This window comes from Murimonas intestini, assembly GCF_024622195.1.
GTDB lineage: Bacteria > Bacillota > Clostridia > Lachnospirales > Lachnospiraceae > Murimonas > Murimonas intestini.
In genome coordinates this window covers 625,718-646,413 of the sequence record NZ_JANKBI010000001.1, presented here as the reverse complement: position 1 = coordinate 646,413, position 20,696 = coordinate 625,718, and the positions used below count along the sequence as shown (strand labels likewise).

At 43.5% G+C, this 20,696-nt stretch carries 16 protein-coding genes; 15 read left to right on the top strand and 1 reads right to left on the bottom strand.

What is annotated here, in order from left to right; translation table 11 throughout:
* The first annotated feature begins 24 nt into the window (after positions 1-24).
* The 9 genes from NSB28_RS24965 (at position 25) to NSB28_RS02960 (ending at position 12,169) form a co-directional block, all read left to right on the top strand.
* On the top strand, positions 25-333 hold the full coding sequence (locus NSB28_RS24965) for an FAD-dependent thymidylate synthase (RefSeq protein ID WP_109624270.1): 309 nt from the start codon (positions 25-27) through the stop codon (positions 331-333).
* Between the two features lie 294 nt (positions 334-627).
* A complete protein-coding gene (locus NSB28_RS02995) occupies positions 628-1,815 on the top strand; it encodes an MFS transporter (protein WP_109624271.1) in 1,188 nt (395 codons plus the stop codon).
* A gap of 200 nt (positions 1,816-2,015) precedes the next feature.
* The gene (locus tag NSB28_RS02990; protein WP_109624272.1) at positions 2,016-2,912 is read left to right on the top strand and encodes a GNAT family N-acetyltransferase; all 897 of its coding nucleotides are present in this window, start codon (positions 2,016-2,018) and stop codon (positions 2,910-2,912) included.
* Between the two features lie 221 nt (positions 2,913-3,133).
* A complete protein-coding gene (locus NSB28_RS02985) occupies positions 3,134-3,958 on the top strand; it encodes a competence type IV pilus major pilin ComGC (protein ID WP_109624273.1) in 825 nt (274 codons plus the stop codon).
* Positions 3,959-4,364: 406 nt separating this feature from the next.
* Complete coding sequence (locus tag NSB28_RS02980; RefSeq protein WP_257497419.1) at positions 4,365-5,222, top strand: GNAT family N-acetyltransferase; 858 nt, start codon at positions 4,365-4,367, stop codon at positions 5,220-5,222.
* A gap of 66 nt (positions 5,223-5,288) precedes the next feature.
* Positions 5,289-6,965 carry a M3 family oligoendopeptidase gene (locus NSB28_RS02975; RefSeq protein ID WP_109624275.1) on the top strand — a complete coding sequence of 559 codons (1,677 nt, stop codon included), beginning with the start codon at positions 5,289-5,291 and terminating at the stop codon, positions 6,963-6,965.
* Positions 6,966-7,208: 243 nt separating this feature from the next.
* Positions 7,209-8,351, top strand: a complete 1,143-nt coding sequence (locus tag NSB28_RS02970) for a DUF4317 domain-containing protein (protein WP_109624276.1) — start codon at positions 7,209-7,211, stop codon at positions 8,349-8,351.
* Between the two features lie 221 nt (positions 8,352-8,572).
* Positions 8,573-10,321: an ABC transporter ATP-binding protein gene (locus tag NSB28_RS02965; RefSeq protein WP_109624277.1), complete on the top strand. Its 1,749-nt coding sequence runs from the start codon at positions 8,573-8,575 to the stop codon at positions 10,319-10,321.
* Between the two features lie 3 nt (positions 10,322-10,324).
* Complete coding sequence (locus tag NSB28_RS02960) at positions 10,325-12,169, top strand: ABC transporter ATP-binding protein (RefSeq protein ID WP_109624278.1); 1,845 nt, start codon at positions 10,325-10,327, stop codon at positions 12,167-12,169.
* Positions 12,170-12,240: 71 nt separating this feature from the next.
* Here NSB28_RS02960 and NSB28_RS02955 read toward each other — a convergent pair whose 3' ends face one another.
* The gene (locus NSB28_RS02955; RefSeq protein ID WP_257497418.1) at positions 12,241-13,254 is read right to left on the bottom strand and encodes a LacI family DNA-binding transcriptional regulator; all 1,014 of its coding nucleotides are present in this window, start codon (positions 13,252-13,254) and stop codon (positions 12,241-12,243) included.
* 773 nt (positions 13,255-14,027) lie between these two features.
* Here NSB28_RS02955 and NSB28_RS02950 point away from each other — a divergent pair.
* From NSB28_RS02950 to NSB28_RS02925, 6 genes are read left to right on the top strand one after another with little or no spacing between them, the layout of a single operon-like run.
* Positions 14,028-15,140, top strand: coding sequence for a uroporphyrinogen decarboxylase family protein (locus NSB28_RS02950; RefSeq protein WP_109624280.1), 1,113 nt, complete (start codon positions 14,028-14,030; stop codon positions 15,138-15,140).
* Between the two features lie 57 nt (positions 15,141-15,197).
* Positions 15,198-16,157 carry an ABC transporter permease gene (locus tag NSB28_RS02945; RefSeq protein ID WP_109624281.1) on the top strand — a complete coding sequence of 320 codons (960 nt, stop codon included), beginning with the start codon at positions 15,198-15,200 and terminating at the stop codon, positions 16,155-16,157.
* Between the two features lie 4 nt (positions 16,158-16,161).
* Positions 16,162-17,031: an ABC transporter permease gene (locus NSB28_RS02940; protein WP_109624282.1), complete on the top strand. Its 870-nt coding sequence runs from the start codon at positions 16,162-16,164 to the stop codon at positions 17,029-17,031.
* A gap of 12 nt (positions 17,032-17,043) precedes the next feature.
* Entirely contained in the window at positions 17,044-18,018 is a 975-nt protein-coding gene (locus NSB28_RS02935; RefSeq protein ID WP_109624283.1) for an ABC transporter ATP-binding protein, read from the top strand.
* A 14-nt stretch (positions 18,019-18,032) separates the two neighbouring features.
* Positions 18,033-19,010: an ABC transporter ATP-binding protein gene (locus tag NSB28_RS02930; RefSeq protein ID WP_109624284.1), complete on the top strand. Its 978-nt coding sequence runs from the start codon at positions 18,033-18,035 to the stop codon at positions 19,008-19,010.
* Positions 19,011-19,024: 14 nt separating this feature from the next.
* The gene (locus tag NSB28_RS02925; RefSeq protein WP_257497417.1) at positions 19,025-20,641 is read left to right on the top strand and encodes an ABC transporter substrate-binding protein; all 1,617 of its coding nucleotides are present in this window, start codon (positions 19,025-19,027) and stop codon (positions 20,639-20,641) included.
* Positions 20,642-20,696: the final 55 nt, after the last annotated feature.

The window sequence follows — 20,696 nt, the reverse complement described above, 5'->3', positions numbered from 1 at the left end:
GAAATAAAAACGCCGCAGTAGTATATGGCTCAGTATAAAATCTGTCATATACTGCTGCGGCTGTCTCTGAGTGACTTTTTGATTTGTTTCCTCATGAAAAAATATTTACATAAGAAACATCACATGAATGGGGAACATCATGAGTCAAAGCCCCGGGATTCTTTAAAAACAGAAATGGTTATGACAATGAACTTAAGAGGCTGGAGAAATTTCTTAAGGCTTAGGACATCAAAGGCCTCACATCCGCAGTGCAGAGAGGTTGCCTGCAGTCTGCTAAAACTTTTCTCAGAGAAATATCCTGCATTTTTCAAAGATTTGCTGGAAGACAATTAGTACTATTGAGCATGTCTGTGTATCTGCGGCAATTTATTATTTAGGGTACACACTTCTGAATGCTCGGAGTTATGAGATGAATATACGAGTACCGCAGTTTCTTTAAAGGCTGCGGTACTTTTTGCGCTCTGCTTGTCAGACGATTAGCAGAGGAGCTTTTAATTAATCATTACAGTTATAAAATAAAGAGAAAAGTTTAATGAGAGAAAAGTGATTTAAGTATTGCATACAGCGAACGTATGTGCTATCATTATGTGAAACAGAACAAATGTTTTTGAGAAGGGAGCATATGATATGCAGGGGAGAAGTATAAACAGAGAATTCATAGGCTTTACTCTTATTTCAGGCCTGATTTCTTTTGGCTATAATGTGGTAATGACAGTCATTCCGTTGAGGATGACAGATCATGGACTCAGCTACGGCAAAATAGGGAGCGCCATGTCAGCTGTAGCTATTGGTTTGATGGTAATTAAGCTGCTGATCGGACATCTCTCTGATATTCTTGGAACAAAGAAATTTATACTCTCATCTCTTGCAGGGCTGGCGGTAGTATCAGTACTCCTGGCAAGGGCTGATGAAATCGTGGCATTTACTGTATTGATGGCAGCCCTTGGAATCTTCCGCGGGATATTCCTTGCTGTAAGCGGCTCATACGTGATGGATATGGCGAGCAGCGGAGGATATGGGAAAATATATGGGGCCGTACAGAGCGTATCTTCTCTGCTGGCCAGTATTGGGGGGATCATATCTGGCCTGCTGTACCAGTTCCGGGAAGGAGAATATGCTCTTTACATATGCAGCTTTTTGCTGATGGCGGCATCTGTCTGGGCGGCTGCAGGCCTTAAAAGCGATCGTAATGTCCGCAGAGAACGTCTGCCCATCCTGCAGATATTTAAGTCTATAAATAAAAGGATCCTGATATTCTGCGTATTAATTTTTATACAGTCTTTTGTGGCCGGTCCAATGTGGAGCTTTATAATTCCCATGTATTGTTATAATGTTTTGCTTTTTTCACCGGCAAAACTGGGAATACTCATGTCAATGGATGAACTTGTCAGCGCGCCGACTTATATGCTGGCAGGACGTATTGTGGATAAAGTAAATGTAGTAAAATTCAACATTATCTTCCTGCTTCTGACGGCGCTGGGTGGCCTGCTGCTTATAAAATCACAGTCTGCTGTTGTATTCATGATTGTATTTCTATTATGCAGTGTGTCCATTTCCTGCACATTTGTGGGAATACCCAAAGAAAGGGTAGGGTACATAAGAAAGGAACAGAAGGGATTAGAGCTTGCGCTTATATCCCTGTGCGGAAGCCTGGGTGATTCCCTCGGGAGCAACATACTGGGAAAAGTAGCAGAAAAATATACTATAAATCAGTGTATCTATATTTTTGCAGCCTCATATGTATTAATGGCTGTGCTTACAGCAGTTCCGGTTTTGTTTTCTTCATCTAAAACTGCTTCAGAGAAGAAATCATAGGGCCTGCATGATTCATGTTAAAGAAACAGAATGATTATCAGCGGATGACTGCCTTTGACAGGTTCATGTTTGGCTATAACTATTCTTTCCACTTGTGCTATCTCTCTCAGTCTTTTATGATAAATATGTAAGCTGCTTGTAACTATTCAGCAGGTCTGTGCATTTACAGCCGCTTATACATAGACTGATGGAGGATTGAAATGAGAAAGAATACAGAAAATATAACATCAAGACAGTACCAGATACTGGCAGACCATATGGATATTTATCAGTTTATGATAGAGATCTATGAAAGAGACTGGAGAAACGGCGTCCCCGCACCATTTCTGGAATATGCACTTTCTTCAGACTGGATGGACTTGTCATATACACACAGAAATAAGATCTGGCTGGATGGCGGCAAGATCGTTGGATTTGTTTTTACTGAGAAACCGGTGACAGACATATATTTTAGCCTTAGGCCGGGATATGAAGAACTGGCAGCTGATATGGTTTTGCATGCTGACAAATATATGCCGGGATGTGACGGGGAAAGACAGCTGGTCATATTTCAGGGACAGGATGCCATCATGAAGGCTGCACAGGAACTTGGTTATTCTAAGACGGGTGAGCATATTGATCTGCAGATTGATTTTGATAAGCCGCTGGATTACAGACTCCCGGAAGGGTTCAGAATTGTACCACAGGGAGAGCAGGATATAAGAAGGGCGGCTGAATGCTGTTGGAAAGGATTTGAGCGTGAGGCAAAGGAAGGTCCCTGGAATGGAAATGCTGAAGGCGGGTATCAGCTCAGCCAGGCCCCGCATGCAACAATGGAGTATAATGTGGCAGTGGAAAACGAAGCAGGGGACTATGTATGCTGGGCTGGAATGTGGTGGACACCTGAGAATCATCTTGCCTATATGGAGCCCTTATGCACACTGCCGGAATACAGGCGCCGTGGTATTGCCGCTGCCGCACTCTCAGAAATGTACAGGCGTATGAAACCTCTTGGAGCAACACATATGACCGGGGGCAACAATTCCTTCTATGTAGGTATTGGATATAAGCCGGCGGTGAAATGGACTTTCTGGAAAAAGATACAGCCGGCAGGATAAAAGTGATATTGATTTCTAAAGACGGCAAAACGGCTGTATCATTTTGAGGGGTATATGGGATTGATATGAGGCTGGAATAATGAGCAGTGAGAGGTAGCACCGGATATCATTGCATATATTGTCATTGTTTGTATAATGTTGTCAATATTGCGTGCAAGTCTTGTAATTTTTCCGCACAGAGGATAATTTAAATCAGAGAAATAAGTGCGGAGGAACAGAGGATGATTTTTAGCTGGAAAAAACTGGCCAAAAAAGAAGAGGGTTTTACACTTGTGGAACTGATAGTTGTACTGGTGATACTTGCATTATTGTCCGCTGTTTTGGTACCTTCACTGTTAGGTTTTATTGATAAGAGCAAGGAAAAAGTATGCCTTGTCAACAGAAATATGATAGAACGCTATTACAGGGCGGAAGTAATATATGCACCGGATACAAAAATGCAGGATATGCTGGACGGAAATTCTGTGACGGGAACGGATGCTTCAGAACTTTCCTGCCCCTCAGGCGGAGACTACAGCGTATCGTCTGACGGCCAGCATGTGATCTGTTCTGTCCATGGGGGCGGAGACGGGGAGTCAGATGATACTGTGACGAAACCGGAAGAAAAACCCGATGGAGAACAGGGGCCGGGCGGAAATGGCGGAGGTCTGCAGCCGCCGGATGGCAGCGGAGCAGAGAAATATCCGGGGACAGATATTGTTGTCCAGGAGAGTATATGGCCTACTATGGATGATTTCGTGAATCAAAATTCGTGGAATATCGTGATGGAACCTGGTGGTGTATTCAAACATGGGGAGAACTATTATGTAATTACCTCACAAGGAAATGTTGACAGGGACAGGGTGGACAAGGGTCCGGATGCATATCTGGGAGAAAGGTTTGTCAAAAAGCTGACAGGAAAGGTGCTTCAGGGAGATTTTCCACTGAATAGTTATGAGCAGGGAGATATCGTTGATGTTAACGGAACATATTATATTTGGGCCGATTATGCCACTCCCGGTTCCATGCCTTCAGAAGGAGCTTACGGCTGGTATAAGATACCCTGACTGCTTCCAATATAATTTATGAATTTACGAAGGACTGCCGTACCGCGGCAGTCCTTTTATCTTGGAAACAGATCAAGAAAGAGGAGCATATTTTGAGCACATGACTTTTTAATTGAAGCATTAATTAAAGGGTGAATTAAAATCGTAACAGTTCAGCCTTCCAATGTTCCGCGAGGAGCGCTGTTATAGATCAGATGGCTGAACTGTAACTTAAAATAAGAGAAAGAATCAGATATATATCGTTTTTTGGCAATAATGGTGATATAATAAATTACAGTGCGAAAAAGTATTTTTGAGTTTAGGGACAGAAGTTTTTAATGGGCAATTAATAGTAATATTGAATGAGATACCGGAAGCGGAAAACTAATACGAAGGGATAAACAGTGCTATGAAGGAAGCGTTTCAGTTGGTAAAATCGTATAAAGATAATAGTACACTCAGAAGCAGTTTTAATTCCTTAGCCAGGGAAACTTTTGGCATTAGTTTTGAGGAATGGTACAAGAATGGCTTTTGGGGTGAAATGTACAATCCATATTCAGTAGTCAGGGACAATGAAGTAGTTGCAAACGTATCAGTGAATAAGATGGAGTTTGAATGTGGGAATAAAAAAAGAAAATATATCCAGCTGGGTACGGTGATGACGAAAAAGGAATACAGGGGGAGGGGGATGATCAGGTTCCTGATGGATGAGATCAAAAAAGAGTACTTGGACAGTGCAGATGGTATGTATTTATTTGCCAATAACAGCGTTCTGGATTTTTATCCCAGATTCGGATTCAGACGGGGAAAAGAATGGAATTTCCACAAAAAAGTTAAGATTACAGGCAGCAGCCGGGTACAGCAGATTCCTATGGAATCACGCCATGGCTGGAAGACAGTAGAGAATGCCGTCATCAGCTCAGCCAATAACAGCTTATTTGAAATGAAAAATAATATGGGCCTTATTATGTTTGGACTGACTCAATTCATGAAAGATAACGTTTATTACATTGAAAGTGAGGACGCATACGCTGTTGCGGATATAGAAAATGCCAGGCTGGTGCTTTATGCTGTCTATTCTGAGAGGCCGGCTGATCTGGAAAAAATTATAGAAGCCTTTGGCAGCGAAATTACGGAGGTTGTATTAGGTTTTACGCCTTTAGACGGGGAGGGGTTCACAAAAGGGGAGATTCATAGCCATGACCTGACCTTGTTTCTGCTTGGACAAGGTTTTAAGGAATTTGAAAATGCAGGAATGATGTTCCCGCTGCTTTCACATGCATGATTACTGATACATGCATAATTACAACAAAAATACAATATAAATTAAGATAAGAAAGGGAGAAACAAAATGCAAAAATTTTCTGAGATAGTATATGAACGTCCGGATACAAATGCCTTTATGGGAAAGATTGAAGAGTATATGGAAAAGCTGCCGTTAGCTGGAAGCTATGAAGAGGCGAAAGAACTGTTTTTGTGGATGAACAGTGAGGCGGATCATCTGGATACAATGAATACAGTGGCCAGTATACGAAATACGATCAATACAGCTGATGAATTCTACGAAAAAGAAGTAGAATTCATGAACAGCGAGCTGCCTAAGATACAGTTGAAAATGAAGGAGGCAAATAAGCTGCTTCTGGAATCACCATGGCTGAGTGAATTTGAGAAGGATTTCGGAGAGCTGTATTTTCTGAATATAAAAAACAGGATGCGTCTGGCAGATGAGAAGATTATTCAAAATCAAATAAGAGAGAGCCAGCTTACACAGCAGTATGCAAAGGCATCAGCTGTCTGCACCGCCACATTCCATGGAGAAGAAGTGAATTTTTACGGGCTGCTGAAATATATGCAGAGTACTGACAGAGCTGTGAGAAAAGAAGCGTTTGAAGCCTGGGCCGGGCTGTATGAGTCTGTATCAGGAGAACTGGACAAGATTTATGACGAGCTTATCAAGGTGCGCTGTGAAATGGCGGAAGTATTGGGATTTTCTGATTATATTGAAATGGCATACCTCCAAAGAGAAAGATATGATTACAAAAAGGAGGATGTGGCTGTATTTAGAAAACAGATAGAAGAGACAGTAGTGCCTGTATGCCGGCGTCTGTTTGAAGAGCAGAGGGAACGGCTGGGTATAGAAACGCTTCACTACTATGACGAGGCGCTTGTATATCCAGAAGGGAATGCAGTTCCGTCAGGTACAAAGGATGAGATGATAGAGAAGGCAGGGAAAATGTACCATGAATTATCTCATGAGACAGGCGAGTTTTTTGACTTTATGGTCTGCAATGACTTGTTTGATCTGGAGACAAAGCCGGGCAAACGCCAGGGCGGGTACTGTACATTTTTAGCGGATTATAAGGCGCCGTTTATCTTTTCAAATTTTAATCAGACAAGCGCAGATGTGGATGTACTGACACATGAAGCGGGACATGCTTTTGAAGCCTACATCGCTTCCAGGCTCCTGCCTCTGTCCGAGCAGTCCTGGTCTACTTCGGAAATCGATGAGATCCATTCCATGTCCATGGAGTTCTTTACGTATCCATGGATGGAGCTGTTTTTTGGGGGAGATGCGGATAAATACCGCTATGCCCATCTGGCTGATGCCCTTGAGGTGATCCCATATATGGCGTGTGTGGACGAATTCCAGCATGAGGTATATGAGGGCAGGGTGACAGATGCAAAAGAAAGACGGAATATATGGAGCCGTCTGGAGAAGAAATATCTGCCCTGGAGGGATTATGACGGAAATGATTTCCTGGAAAATGGCGGCTTCTGGATGCAGAAACAGCATATATTCCTGTTTCCGTTCTATTATATTGATTATGCGCTGGCTCAGATGGGCGCTCTTGAGTTATACGGGCGTATGAAAGAGAACAGGGAGGAAGCCTGGAATGATTACTGCAGGCTGTGCCGCGCAGGAGGAAGCAAGGGGTATTTTGAATTGTTAAAAGAGGCGCATTTGAGTAATCCGTTTGCGGGCGGTACGGTAGAAAAAATCATGGGGCAGATTAAAAAAGAGCTGTAACTGTGAAAGTACCGGACAGGTACGAAGAGTTTTAAATGGACAGCCGTTCAGGTTAGAGGAATATCATCATCATTGCATTTTCCTTTTATAACCTGGGCGGTTCTTTTTGCCGTTACTGTTTACACTGGTGAAAGCAGTCTGCAATTACTTGACTTAAGTTCAAAAGAAATATTATAATAATTTGGTGAAGCCGGAATAGTATCAGCCTCGATAAATAAAAGACAGGAATGGAGAATTTTACATATGAACAAGAAAGAAATCAGTGAGATAAAGAAGCTGTTAACCCCTAACAAGTCAGTATTTACCCGTATTTGCGGATGTTATGTGGATGCAGAGAAGAACCAGAAGACAAAGCTTAAAGAGGCCTTCCTTTCGCTCTTGGAAGAAGAGGCCTTTAAATATTTTGCGATTTTTAAGAAAACACTCTCAGGCACTATCGGAAGGAATCTGATCAATATGGAATTTCCGCTGGATCAGGAGATGGGGGACGGCACCCAGACCTTCCTGCTGAAACTGCGTGATACAGAATTAAAGGATGATGACCTTATAGAAGAGTTCTATCAGAAAGTGATGGAGACATATCTCTATCCTGAAAACTATTACATTATCCTGGTGCATGGCGCTTATGATGTTCCGGGAAGAGCATCGGACAACCTTGATATGGATGACGCTTCTGATTATGTGTATAATTTTGTACTGTGCAGTATCTGTCCCGTGAAACTCTCAAAGCCTGGTCTCTGTTACAATATTGACACGAACCAGATTGAAAACAGGATACAGGACTGGATTGTGGAGACTCCCGATGTGGGATTTCTGTTTCCTGCGTTTAATGACAGGAATACAGATGTACATGGTCTGTTATATTATGCCAAGAATCCGGAGATACTTCAGGAAGAATTCATTGACCAGTTCCTGGGATGCAGGATACCCCTTAGCGCCAAGACACAAAAGGAGACCTTCCAGACGATCATTGAGGAGACGTTGGACCGGAGCTGCGATTTTGATACAGTTATGAGTATACAGGAGAATCTGAACGAGCTTCTGGAGGAGAGGAAAGAAGATCCTGAACCGGTGACGCTGGACAAAGTGGAAGTTAAAAGGCTTCTGGCAAACAGCGGAGTGGCCAATGAAAGACTGGAAGAATTTGATACCCACTATGAAGCGGCGGCTGATGAGAAGACCAGTTTCATAGCGGCAAATGTGGCGAGTGTGAGAAGTTATGAAATCAAGACGCCGGACGTTGTCATAAAGGTTTCCCCGGATAAAGCCCAGTTGGTTGAACACCGGGAGATAGACGGAATCCCCTATATACTGATCAAGGCTACTGACCAGGTAGAGATTAACGGGATTGCAGTAAAATCGTCTGTAAACGGTGCAGAAGGCTGAACTATAATACTGTTCACTCCGTGACCAGTAACACGCTCCGCGATGCACAGAAACGGCAAAAACCGCCGTTTCGCGCTGCAACCCTCGGGATTTTCGTGCAAATACGCACGAAAACACCTCGCGGGATGGTGACGTGTGAACAGTAACCTATAAACAATCAGATACTGCAGATGCGGAAGTGTTCAGATTAAATTTAGAATAAGCAGGAAAGAGGGAAGGCTGTGGGGATTTACGGAAAATATTTCCAAAAGTATAAAATACCTTTTTTAACAGCTATATTTTGTGTGAGCTGCGAGGCATTCTGTGACCTGCTGGGGCCTACGCTGATGGCCCGGATCATCGACAGCGGTATAGAGCGGCAGGACACGGGGCAGGTGCTCCACTTTGGCGCCCTGATGATATTGGTTACCGGAGCCGGGGCAGTTTTTGCGGTCATCAGGAATATACTGGCGAGCAATGTGTCGCAGCGCGCCGGCAAGGATCTTCGGGGAGATCTGTTTGAAAAAATCATGCATTTTTCTGAGGCAGGAGCCGACAGGATCGAAAGCGGTTCCCTGATCACCAGGATGTCCAATGATACTACACAGGTGATACAATTTATAAACGGTATCATGAGGATATTTATGAAAGCGCCTGTCACATGTATAGGCAGCATTATTCTGGCCACATTTTTAAACTGGAGGCTGAGCTTTATCATTTACGGGGTAGTGGCGGCTGTGGCTGCTATGATCATCCTGAGCATGAAACTCTCTTACCCCAGATTTGCCGTACTTCAAAAAGCCATGGATCAGGTGAACCGGGTAGTGCAGGAATATCTGATCGGAGTGCGGCTCGTCAAGGCATTCGGCACATATGAAGAGGAAGAAAACCAGTTCAATAATGTTAACAGAAATCTGATGGACAGCAGTATCAGGGCTCAGATGATCATAACTTATATAGCGCCCATCCTGAACCTTACAGTTGGGATAGGTACGGCTGCTGCTGTTTATCTGGGAGCCCGCCTCTTTAAAATAGAACTTGCCAATCCCGGAGATATTTCTGCATTCATTATCTATATGGCGCAGATATTGAGCTCTCTTTTGATCATTACAAATATATTTAATACATTTGTGAGGACGAAAGCCTCCACACAGCGTATCAAAGAAGTGCTGGATCAGGAGGAGGACTTAAGCCTTCCGGAAGAAATGGCATATCAGGCTGACGGGTCCGGCACCGGGGAAGAGGGCAGGCTGAAGGGAGAGGTCGCCTTTTCGCATGTGACATTTTCCTATCCGGGAGGCAGCGGCCTTCCTGTGCTGGAGGATGTGTCCTTCCATATCCGCCCGGGCAGAAGCCTTGCTGTTATAGGCCCTACAGGGAGCGGCAAATCTACACTGGCATGGCTTTTGCTCAGGTTCTATGATGCAGACGAAGGTGAGGTGCTGCTTGACGGAACAGATGTGCGCCGGATGGATGTCAGGACGGTCAGACAGAATATAGCGCTGGTACCCCAGAAGCCCATGCTGTTTTCGGGTACAGTGCTGGAAAACCTCCGCTGGGGCAAAAGTGATGCAAAGAAAAAAGAGGCAGAAGCTGCCCTGCAGGCAGCGGAAGGCTCTTTTATCCTGCAGGCAGCGGAAGGCCTGGATAAAAATCTGGGCAGTGCCGGAGTGAATCTGTCAGGAGGGCAGAAACAGAGGGTATCCATAGCCAGAGGAATCATTAAAAATGCTCCTGTCCTTGTACTGGATGATGCCACAAGTGCCCTCGATGCGATTACAGAAGCCCGTGTGAGAAAAAATCTTCTTCAGGGACGCCAGAAGAGGACGACAGTATTTATCACCCAGCGCTGCACAACTGCAATGGCTGCAGACGACATACTTGTATTAGAAAACGGCAGATGCATGGGCTATGGAACACATGAGGAACTGATGGAAAACTGCCGTATCTATCAGGAAATTTACCAGTCTCAGATTGAGGGGAGGCGCTGACAGATGGCAGATAATATGCACACAAACCAGAAGATGCCTGCTCTTACGAGAGGAGGCGGAGGAGGGGGCGGCGCAGCACGTTTTGCTCCGGGCAAGAAAGCGAAAGACGCTAAGGGGACACTGGAACGCATTGTTAGGATCTATCTGCAGTGGGGGAGGACAGTGTTTGCCGCAATGCTGCTGACAGCCCTTTCATCTTTAATAGCCGTAGCCATCCCCTATTTTACAGGCCGGGTTTTCAATATCTTTGATGTGGAGACAAGATCAGTGGATGAAACGGTGATGATGAAGCTGCTGGCGGCTGTGCTGCTGCTTTATGGTGCCAACTGGCTTGTAACTACAGCAGGCTCTGTTATTATGCTCAGAGTTTCACAGAAACTGGTCTATGTGCTGAGAACAGAATTCTTCAAAAAAATGCAGAAGCTGCCGCTGGCCTTCTATGATACGCACTCACATGGAGACACTATGAGCAGGCTGACAAATGATGTGGATAATATCAGCACTACCATAGCACAGTCAGCTACTCAGCTGATTTCCAGTATCCTGACTCTGGCAGGGTCTCTGATCGTTATGTTTGCCCTGAATATCTGGCTGACTCTCGTTGTCCTTCTCTGCGTTCCGCTGGTGGCAGGCCTGACAGGTGTGATCACTAAACGAAGCAGATCTTATTTCCTGAGCCAGCAGATCAGCCTGGGAGCACTGAACGGTATTGTTGAGGAGGATATTCTGGGGCTGAAGATGGTGAAAGCTTTTGGACGCCAGGAAGAAGAGAGCAGAAGATTTGCAGAGCAGAATGAGTCTCTCTGCGAGAACAGCAGGAAGGCGCAGATCTGGGCCGGTTTTATGATGCCAGTTATGAATGTGATCAACAATCTGATTTTTGCGCTTGTTGCTATTATAGGCGGCTTTATGTCTGCCAGAGGCGTATTGCTGGTGGGTACAGTTGTGAGCTTCTTAAGTTATTCCAAGCAGTTCTCGCACCCGCTGAATGCTATAGCAGGAATGTTCAATACTATCCAGCAGGCCCTGGCAGGTGCAGAGAGGGTTTTTGAAATACTGGATGAGTCTGAAGAAGAGCTGGATGCTGAGAATGCCGTACAGCTTAAAGATCCTGTGGGCGATGTAGAGTTTGCAAACGTCTGCTTCTCCTATCAGCCGGGAAAAGAAATTCTAAAAAATATTAATTTTCATGTAAAGCCGGGGGAGGTAGTGGCGCTTGTGGGGGAGACAGGAGCAGGCAAAACTACAATAGTGAACCTGCTGACACGGTTTTATGACGCGGACAGCGGCAGTATACTGCTTGATGGCACCGATATCAGAAATATAAAGCGCAGCAGCCTGAATAAATATTTTTCAGTTGTCCTGCAGGATACCTGTCTTTTTACAGGGACTATCATGGACAATATCCGCTATTCCAATACAGTGGCCACGGATGAAGAGGTGGTCCGGGCGGCAAGGCTGGCGCATGCCCATGAGTTTATAGAACGCCTTCCCAAGGGGTATCAGACCATGGTATCCGGAAGCATGGATAATCTCAGTCAGGGCCAGAGACAGCTGCTGGCAATTGCAAGAGCGGCCCTCTGTGATACTCCGATACTGATCCTGGATGAAGCTACAAGCTCTGTAGACACTAAAACGGAAAAAGATATCCAGAGGGCAATGCTGCATCTGATGGAGCACCATACAAGTTTTCTTATCGCCCACCGGCTTTCGACTATCCGGGATGCGGACAGGATCATGGTGATCGGGGAAGGGTGTATTCAGGAGATGGGGAACCATGAGGAATTGATGGAAAAGAAAGGCATTTACTGTCAGATGGTCACAAGCCAGATGGGGGAAATGAAATAATAGTAAAAAATGAGGAACAGGATGTGCAGGCATCCTATTCCTTATTTTTTTATAGCAAACTTCGTTTAAAATCAGCGGCTGTTTTTGCTTTCAGGCAATAACTCGGTAGACTCCTGGATCGTAAAATGATAATCGACGTAAATATATTCCGGAGAATGATCATTCTTCTCAACGTGGTTTATCAATGCATTACAAAGTGTTAAGCCAATCATGTCAAGGGATGTGTCAACGGAAGTAATCCTGGGCGAAGTGACATGGGAGAGGAAGGTACTTCCAAATCCAAGAATAGCTATGTCCTCAGGGACTCTAAGACCATTGCGGCGGGCTGCGCTGATCGCGACTAAGGCCAGCGCATCGTCTTCGCAGATCATGGCGTCTATAACTGGATGTGTACTGAAAAATTGATTTAAAAGTGTTGAAATATAAAAATAGTCATAATTATTAGGCCGCAGAATCAGAGAAGAATCATATGGGATATCTGCTTCTTTCAGGACGTCCATGTAGGCATCAAGCAAGTCATTTGTTACATATCTGAGGGGAAAAAGCACTCCGATGTGTTTTCTGTTCTGCGAAACCAGATAAGTTGCCATTGTTTTATAAGCGCTGTACAGGCGGGTTCCTACAAAGGAAATTTGACAATTTTCCGGGACTTCAGATGAGTAAACAACGGGGACGATCTTGTTTATTTCCTCAAGAGTTTCAAACTTTGCCATGAGTGCTAAAACAATAACACCGCAAACGTTATTTTCTGTTACACGTTCATACAATTCGTCAAATGAGAGAAGACGGTTGTTTGTAATTTCAATAATGATGCGGTAACCACGTTCCTCAGCAGTTTCATTAATTGCATCAATGATTTTGAGATGCATTAAATGAGATAAATTTGCAGAGATTACTAAAATATTGCGGTTTGTTATCGTTTTTGTAGGATCGTGGTTGACAGTATTAAGATGATTAAGTGCCGCATAAATTTTATTTTTTGTAGCACTGTTAACTTGGGTTTTTCCGCTGAGGACCCTGGAAACAGTAGATATGGAAACTCCCGCTTCCACGGCGATATCTTTCATTTTGATACGATTGTTCATGTGAACCTCCATTTAAAATGTTACTATTCACAGCCCCGCAAAAGACGCGGTTCTGCGAACAGCAGCTTTAAAATTATTTAAAGGAAAGCAGCTGTTCAGTAGTTTTGTCATTTGCTGAAAATTTATTTCTTATGGTGCAAATCTGTTCTTAATATGGGAAGATTGAGAACTGCCATTGCGCTACCTCTGTCCTGCAAAGCTAAAATTATGCAGAATGCATAATTTTATGAGGAATTTTAGCACAAAACCGTATGCGTTTTTGTGCTTTATGTGTATCACGCAGTCTTAACTGTTCAGTACCTGGCCAGTCATGCTTGAGTTAATAATAAATTGAACTGTAAGCAATGTCAAGGATATTTTAAATTTCAGGGAGCATTTTTGAAAAAAACAATTTTGGGCGAAGAAAATAAATTTCTAAATGGAAAATAATAAAACAAATATACTATAAAAAGAAAAAATATTGAAAATTTATGTTTATATTTACTGCTTGTGCTGACGAGAATAAGGGATTTTAAAAGATCAATTGAGGAAAATTATTGCAAAAATATGAAAAAATTAAAAAATAAAAGCGCATGAATGCAAATAATTTGCAGCAATATTATGCATATATTATATTTTTACAGGAAAAACACTGCTGTAAATAGGGAAAAATTTACGAATATGCAAATAAGTATGAAAATTAATAAGAAAATTGTTGCAAAGAAATGAGATTGAGATTATAATGTGATTAAAAGTTGCACATAAATAAATATACAAACAAGGAGGAAATTGTAATGACACATCGTGAACGGTTAATGAAGGCAGTGAAAGGGGAGTGGCTGGACAGACCATGTTCGGCTTTCTGGGGACCTCATTATAATCTTGAGGAGGCAAACGCAAGAGACCTGGCATATGCTACAATTGCTAACCAGCAGGCATACGGATGGGACTTCATCAAGGTTATGGAATCAGGAATGTATTTCCCGGAGGCATTCGGACAGGATATGCCGGCAAACATTACAGAGGACATGCAGTCCTGGGTCAATGTGGAGAAATTTATAATAAATCACGGCAAAGACTGGCTGAAATTAAAACCGCTTCAGGTAAAAGGCAATAAGATTTTTGAACGTAATGTTGAAGTGATCAAAAGAGTTGCAGATCATTTTCAGGGCGATGTACCTATCCTGCCAACTGTGTTTTCACCGGTAAGCATGGCAGGAGAAATGACAGGCGGATTTTTTGATGAAGCAAAAATCGTAAGCATGATCCAGTATGATACAAAAGAGGTAGAATACGGATTATCAGTTATAGAAGAGACGCTTGTAAATTTAATGAACGCATACATAGACGCGGGAGCTGATGGATTCTTCTTCGGATTCCAGAATGGTTTAAATGCCAAGCTTGGATGGGATGCTTTTATGGAATTTGAACATGCCGGTTCTGAGCGTGTGATAAATGCAGTAAAAGACCGTACATGGTTTAACATGGCACATCTTTGCAACGGCAGATTTGATAAAGAAGAAAATACGAAATTTATTGAAGGCTGTCTGGATCTGCCGTTTGATGCATTTAACTACAGCAATACATGGACCGAGATCATGCCGTCTTTTACGGATATCCGTAAAAAGACAGATAAGGTTCTTGTAGGAGGAATTAAGCATTCAGCAATGCCTCTTGGAAGGATATCCTGGAATTCACCAAAAGATAATGATTTTTGCGGAAAAGACAGAGAGGTGATCAAAACCAGGCTTCGTGAAAGAGTAGATACAGCAATCGAAGAGGCAGGAAATAAACTGGTTATTGCAGGCGGCTGCGGATGCTTTGAACCGCACAGATTCTGTGTCTTTGATGAAGTCATGGAAGAAGTGGCAGAAGAAAGAGCAAAGATGCACAGAACTGAAAATTAGAATTGTCCATAACTGTTCAGTACCTTTACAGTTATAAAGATAAAGCGAGAGGCTATAATGGGAAGATATATACTCAAACGTACTTTAACGGCTATAGTAGCTTTTATAGGAATTACCATAATGACATACTGTCTGGCTTCATTGATGCCGGGGTCGCCGCTTGATCAGTTAGTTCAGCCGGAAAGTGGAATCTCAAATGCTGAGCTGGCAGCTATCGAACATAAAATGGGGCTTGACCAACCAATCTACATTCAGTATTTCTTTTGGCTGAAAAATATGTTTCAAGGCAATTTTGGGGTGTCTTATACGCAGCACAGGCCGGTTGTGGAATTGATAGCAGGACGTATCGGACCTACACTTTTGCTCAGCTTATCATCGATGCTTTTGGCGCTGTTTGTTGCGGTTCCGCTTGGAACCGCAGCAGGATACAGGCCATATAAAGGAATTGATTATGCTTCATCAGTCCTGGCGTTTGTTGGCCAGGCTGCCCCCAATTTTTTCGTGGCTCTGTTATTGATCTATATTTTTGCAGTGAAACTGCGCCTGCTTCCGATAAGCGGAATGTATAATTCGGGATCATCCGGAACAGCAGGAGAGGTACTGAAGCACTTGATACTGCCCTGTCTGGCCTTGACCTTCCAGCATTTAGGAATCTTCACCCGCCAGATGCGAAACAGTATGTATGAGTGCATGAGTGATGATTATGTGCGCACGGCGCGGGCAAAGGGCCTGAATGAAAGAACAGTGCTGTTCAAACATACTTTGAGAAATGCACTGCTTCCGCTGATCACACAGGCAGGACTTTCCCTGGGAGCACTTGTGGGCGGCGCGATCATTACAGAACAGATTTTTTCATGGCCGGGAATGGGGACATTGATGCTTAAAGCTATTAAAGACAGAGATTATCCTTTAATAATGGGAATAACCGTTATTATTTCGGTGATAGTGCTGATCGGCAATATTGTGATTGATATTATTTACCGAATGCTGGATCCAAGAATAGATGATAAGGTGTAAGCGTATGAAGAAGTCTAATAAGAAAAACAGTTCATATTTTCATGATGCAGTCGAGCGTTTTATGCACCATAAGTTAGCTGTGGTGGGTTTGGCAGTGGTGACGGTTGAGATCCTGCTGCTGGTCATTCTGCCGGTCATAATGAATTTAGAGCCTAATGCAGTAACCCCGGCGGTAAATATGGCGCCTGATAAAACGCATCTTCTGGGGACGGATACATATGGCAGAGATACTTTTGCCAGACTGATATATGGGGGGAGAACATCCTTAAAAATCGGCTTTTTTTCTGTTCTTGTCCAGGCTGCCATAGGGATACCGTTAGGCATCATAGCCGGATATTACAGGAAGGCAGCGGAAGTGATCATAATGAGGCTGGCAGATATGTTTCAGTCCATTCCTTCGATGTGTTTAAATATAGTGCTGGTATCAGTGCTGAGTCCGTCTGCGGAAACTCTGATATTAGTAATCGGAGTCATGGGATGGCCGTCATTTGTCCGTCTTCTGTATGCAAAGGTGCTTTCCGTAAGAGAAAAAGAATATGTAGAAGCTGCAAGAACAACAGGGACAGGCAATCTGGGAATTATGCTGAAATACATATTGCCGAATTCTATATCACCGGCGCTGGTGGCATTTACCTTCGGAATACCAAGTGCGATTTTGACAGAGTCGGCATTAAGCTTTCTTGGGCTTGGAATTCAGATTCCGGAGGCTTCCTGGGGGAATATGCTCAATGCAGCACAGTCAGTCGCGATCATTTCAACAAAACCGTGGCTTTGGATCCCGGCAGGAATGTGTATTTTTATTACTTTGATCAGCGTGAATTTATTTGGCGATGGATTGCGTGATGCACTTGATCCTAAGACAAAGATTGGTTAATGGAGATGAGAGATGGGAGAAAGAGTATTAGAAGTGAATAACCTGACTACCGTTTTCCATACGAAAACAGGTACATTCCCCGCTGTTTCACAAATGAATTTTACATTGGACGCAGGAGAAACATTAGCAATTGTCGGTGAAAGCGGATGTGGAAAAAGCGTTACCAGCCTGTCTATTATGCATCTTCTTCCGGATAGGATGGGTGAAATAACGCCGGAATCGTCTATTAAATTTAAAGGGACTGAGATTTCAAAGTACAGCAATAAGCAGATGAGTAATCTGCGAGGAAATGAAATATCAATGGTTTTTCAGGATTCGTTAACTTCACTGAATCCGACAATGACGGTCATGGCGCAGATGGTAGAACCTTTTATGGTCCATCAGAAGATAAGCCGCAAAGACGCCGAAAAAGCTGCGATAGAAATGCTGCGGAAGGTGGGCATCCCGAATCCTGAAGCTCGTGTGAAGCAATATCCCCATCAGTTTTCAGGCGGGATGAGACAGCGTGTAATGATAGCAATGGCATTGTCGTGCAATCCGTCAGTTCTGATTTGTGACGAACCGACAACGGCGCTAGATGTGACGATTCAGGCTCAGATCCTGAAGATGATATATGATTTAAAAAAGGAGCTGGACACGGCGGTAATCTTGATAACCCATGATATGGGGGTGGTAGCTGAAACAGCAGACCGCGTGCTTGTTATGTATGGGGGACAGGGAGTGGAGCTGGCGGACTGCCATACACTGTTTACAAATCCGCTGCATCCTTATACACAGGGGCTGCTGGCTTCTATTCCCAAGATTGATGATGATACAAGATTGTCAACGATTGAAGGTATGGTGCCAAGTTTAAAGGATATGCCAAAGGGATGCCATTTTTGCGACAGATGCCAGTATTGTACGGACCGCTGCCGCAAAGAAAATCCGCCAATGTATCGGGCAGGGGAAAGAGAAGTTCGCTGTTTCCGCTATGAAGAAGGAAATTGACAGAGGGCACTAACATGAAAAAATTATTAGAGGTGAAGAATCTGACAAAGACCTTTCCTGTAAATGGAGGTTTTTTGAAGAAAAGTAAAAAGCTTACAGCAGTGGATGGAATTTCTTTTGATGTTATGGAAGGAGAGACTCTTTGCCTGGTTGGGGAAAGCGGATGCGGGAAATCAACACTGGGGAGATGTATTCTGCAGATAATAAAGCCAACCTCAGGTGAAGTGATATTTGACGGGGTCGATCTGTGCAAGTTAGACGAAAAGAAAATGCGGCCATACAGACAATACCTTCAGATGATTTTTCAGGATCCATACGCATCGCTGAATCCCAGGATGACTATCAGGGAGCTGATAGGCGCGCCTGTACATGCTTTTAAACTTGCGGCAACAAGTGATGAGCTGGATGAAAAGATCAGGGAAGTCTGTAAGGTTGTCGGGATCTCTGAAGACTGGCTGAATAAATACCCGCATGAATTTTCAGGGGGGCAGAGACAGAGGATCGTGATTGCCAGAGCACTCATTATGAATCCAAGGTTTATTGTATGTGATGAACCTGTATCAGCCCTGGATGTTTCGATCAGAAGCCAGGTGCTGAATCTGATGAAGGATCTGCAGGAACAGTTTAAATTCTCTTACTTATTTGTATCACATGATTTAAGTGTTGTTAATTATATTGGAGACAGGATCGCAGTTATGTATTTGGGCGAGTTTGTTGAATTAGCTACGAAAAGAGAATTATTTAACAACCCGTCGCATCCATATACACAGGCCCTGCTTTCTGCAATCCCGGTTGCAGACGTTAACTACAAGAGAGAGCGGACATACCTGGAGGGAGAAGTTCCTTCCCCTGTAAATCCGCCTTCAGGATGCAGATTTAGAACAAGATGCAGGTATGCATCGGATGTTTGTAAAAGTAAAAGACCAGAGTTGAAATTAGTTGGGGAGGATCATTTTGCAGCATGTCATATGTGCGGCAAAATAACAAAATGAAAGGAAAAATGATTATGAAGAAGAAAACAGCATTTTTATTTTCAGCAATTCTTATGGTGAGTTTATTTCTGGGTACAGTATTTACTTCAGGCGCTGCAGACAGCCAGACAGTTACTATGGCGTTTACAGGTTCGTGGAATACGCTTTGTCCTTTAGCGGCTACAGCGGATTATGATGACTGCGCTGCCAATCCCATGTTTGACAGGCTTTTAGAGCTGGACGGCAAGGGCGGCTACAGCTACAGACTGTGTGAGAGCTTTGATATTTCAGATGATTTTAAGGTTCTTACCCTGAATCTGCGCAAGGACGTTAAATGGCATGACGGAGAACCGTTCAATGCTGACGATGTAGTGTTTACATATCAGCTCTATTCAAGCGCTGATCTTGTCACATCCAGAAGGCTTTTCTTACAGGGCGTGGAGGGCTGTGATGAAAGCGGGATTGAGCTTTCACCAAACAGCGTACATGTGGAGAAGGTTGATGATTATACAGTAGATGTATATTATTCAGAGCCTAAATCAGAAATTGCTATGTTTGCATGGAATATGTATTTTACAGTTCTTCCGAAACACTGTCTGGAAGGAAAAGACCCTGCTACAATCCTCCAGGATGATTTCTGGACAAAGCCGGTCGGCACAGGGCCATATATTTTTGAAAGCACAGTTCCGGGCGAAAGTGTGACTTATAAAGCAAATCCTGATTATTATCTGGGCGCGCCTTCAATTGAGACTCTCTGCATTAAAGTAATACAGCCGGCAAGCTTGACAACTGCAATGATGGCAGGTGAAGTTGATCTGATCAATGGCACTCTTGCAGCAATCCCGGACGCTGATATGGAATTTGCACAGACTCTTGAAGGATATAATGCAGAATCCATGGAAGGAACATCAGCCAATTTCTTTGTACTGAACAATAAGGTATTTGATTCAGCCAAGATCAGGAAAGCTTTTGCGATGCTTCTTGATAAAGATGCCATGATAGAATCAGGCTGTTATGGGAATGGAGCAAAGGTATACACAACATATGCACCGAAAAATGTTTGGAGCGACCAGGAGATCATAGAGGAATATGGTTATGAGTTTGATCCTGAGACAGCAGTTGAAATGCTCAAAGAAGAAGGATTCGACTTTGACCGCACTTATACAGTATGTATCAATGATATGGCAGTGCGCCAGGCTATTTGTACTGTAATGCAGGATACATGGGCCAAGTATGGCCTTAAACTGGAAATTGTAACGCTTGATACACAGACATGTATCTCCTCAATGAGAGATGAAGCTTATGACATGTGGATCAACGGAGGCGCAGGCGCCAATTTTACAAGTTTGGAGACTGGCTTTATTATTTGGGTAACGATCGATGACAGTGGTGAGTATGGCCCATATAACCTGGCTAAAGTGGATGATCCTACATTTATGAAGGTTGAGAAAGAACTGGCTTCTGCAACAAGTGAGGATGAAATCAAGAGACTTACACAGGAGATTCAGAAACTTGAGCTTACAGAGTACAACTATGTATACATTATCGGGCCCTATATTAATACTGCAATAAGCGACAGGCTTGTGGGCGTGGATAAAGATATGATGCTCACACGCGGATTCAATTACAGCGAGTGGAAAATAGAAGAATAGTGGAAAACAGACCCGCTGCAGATTAAGCTGGCGGGTCTGCTTTAAAAGAGGGGTA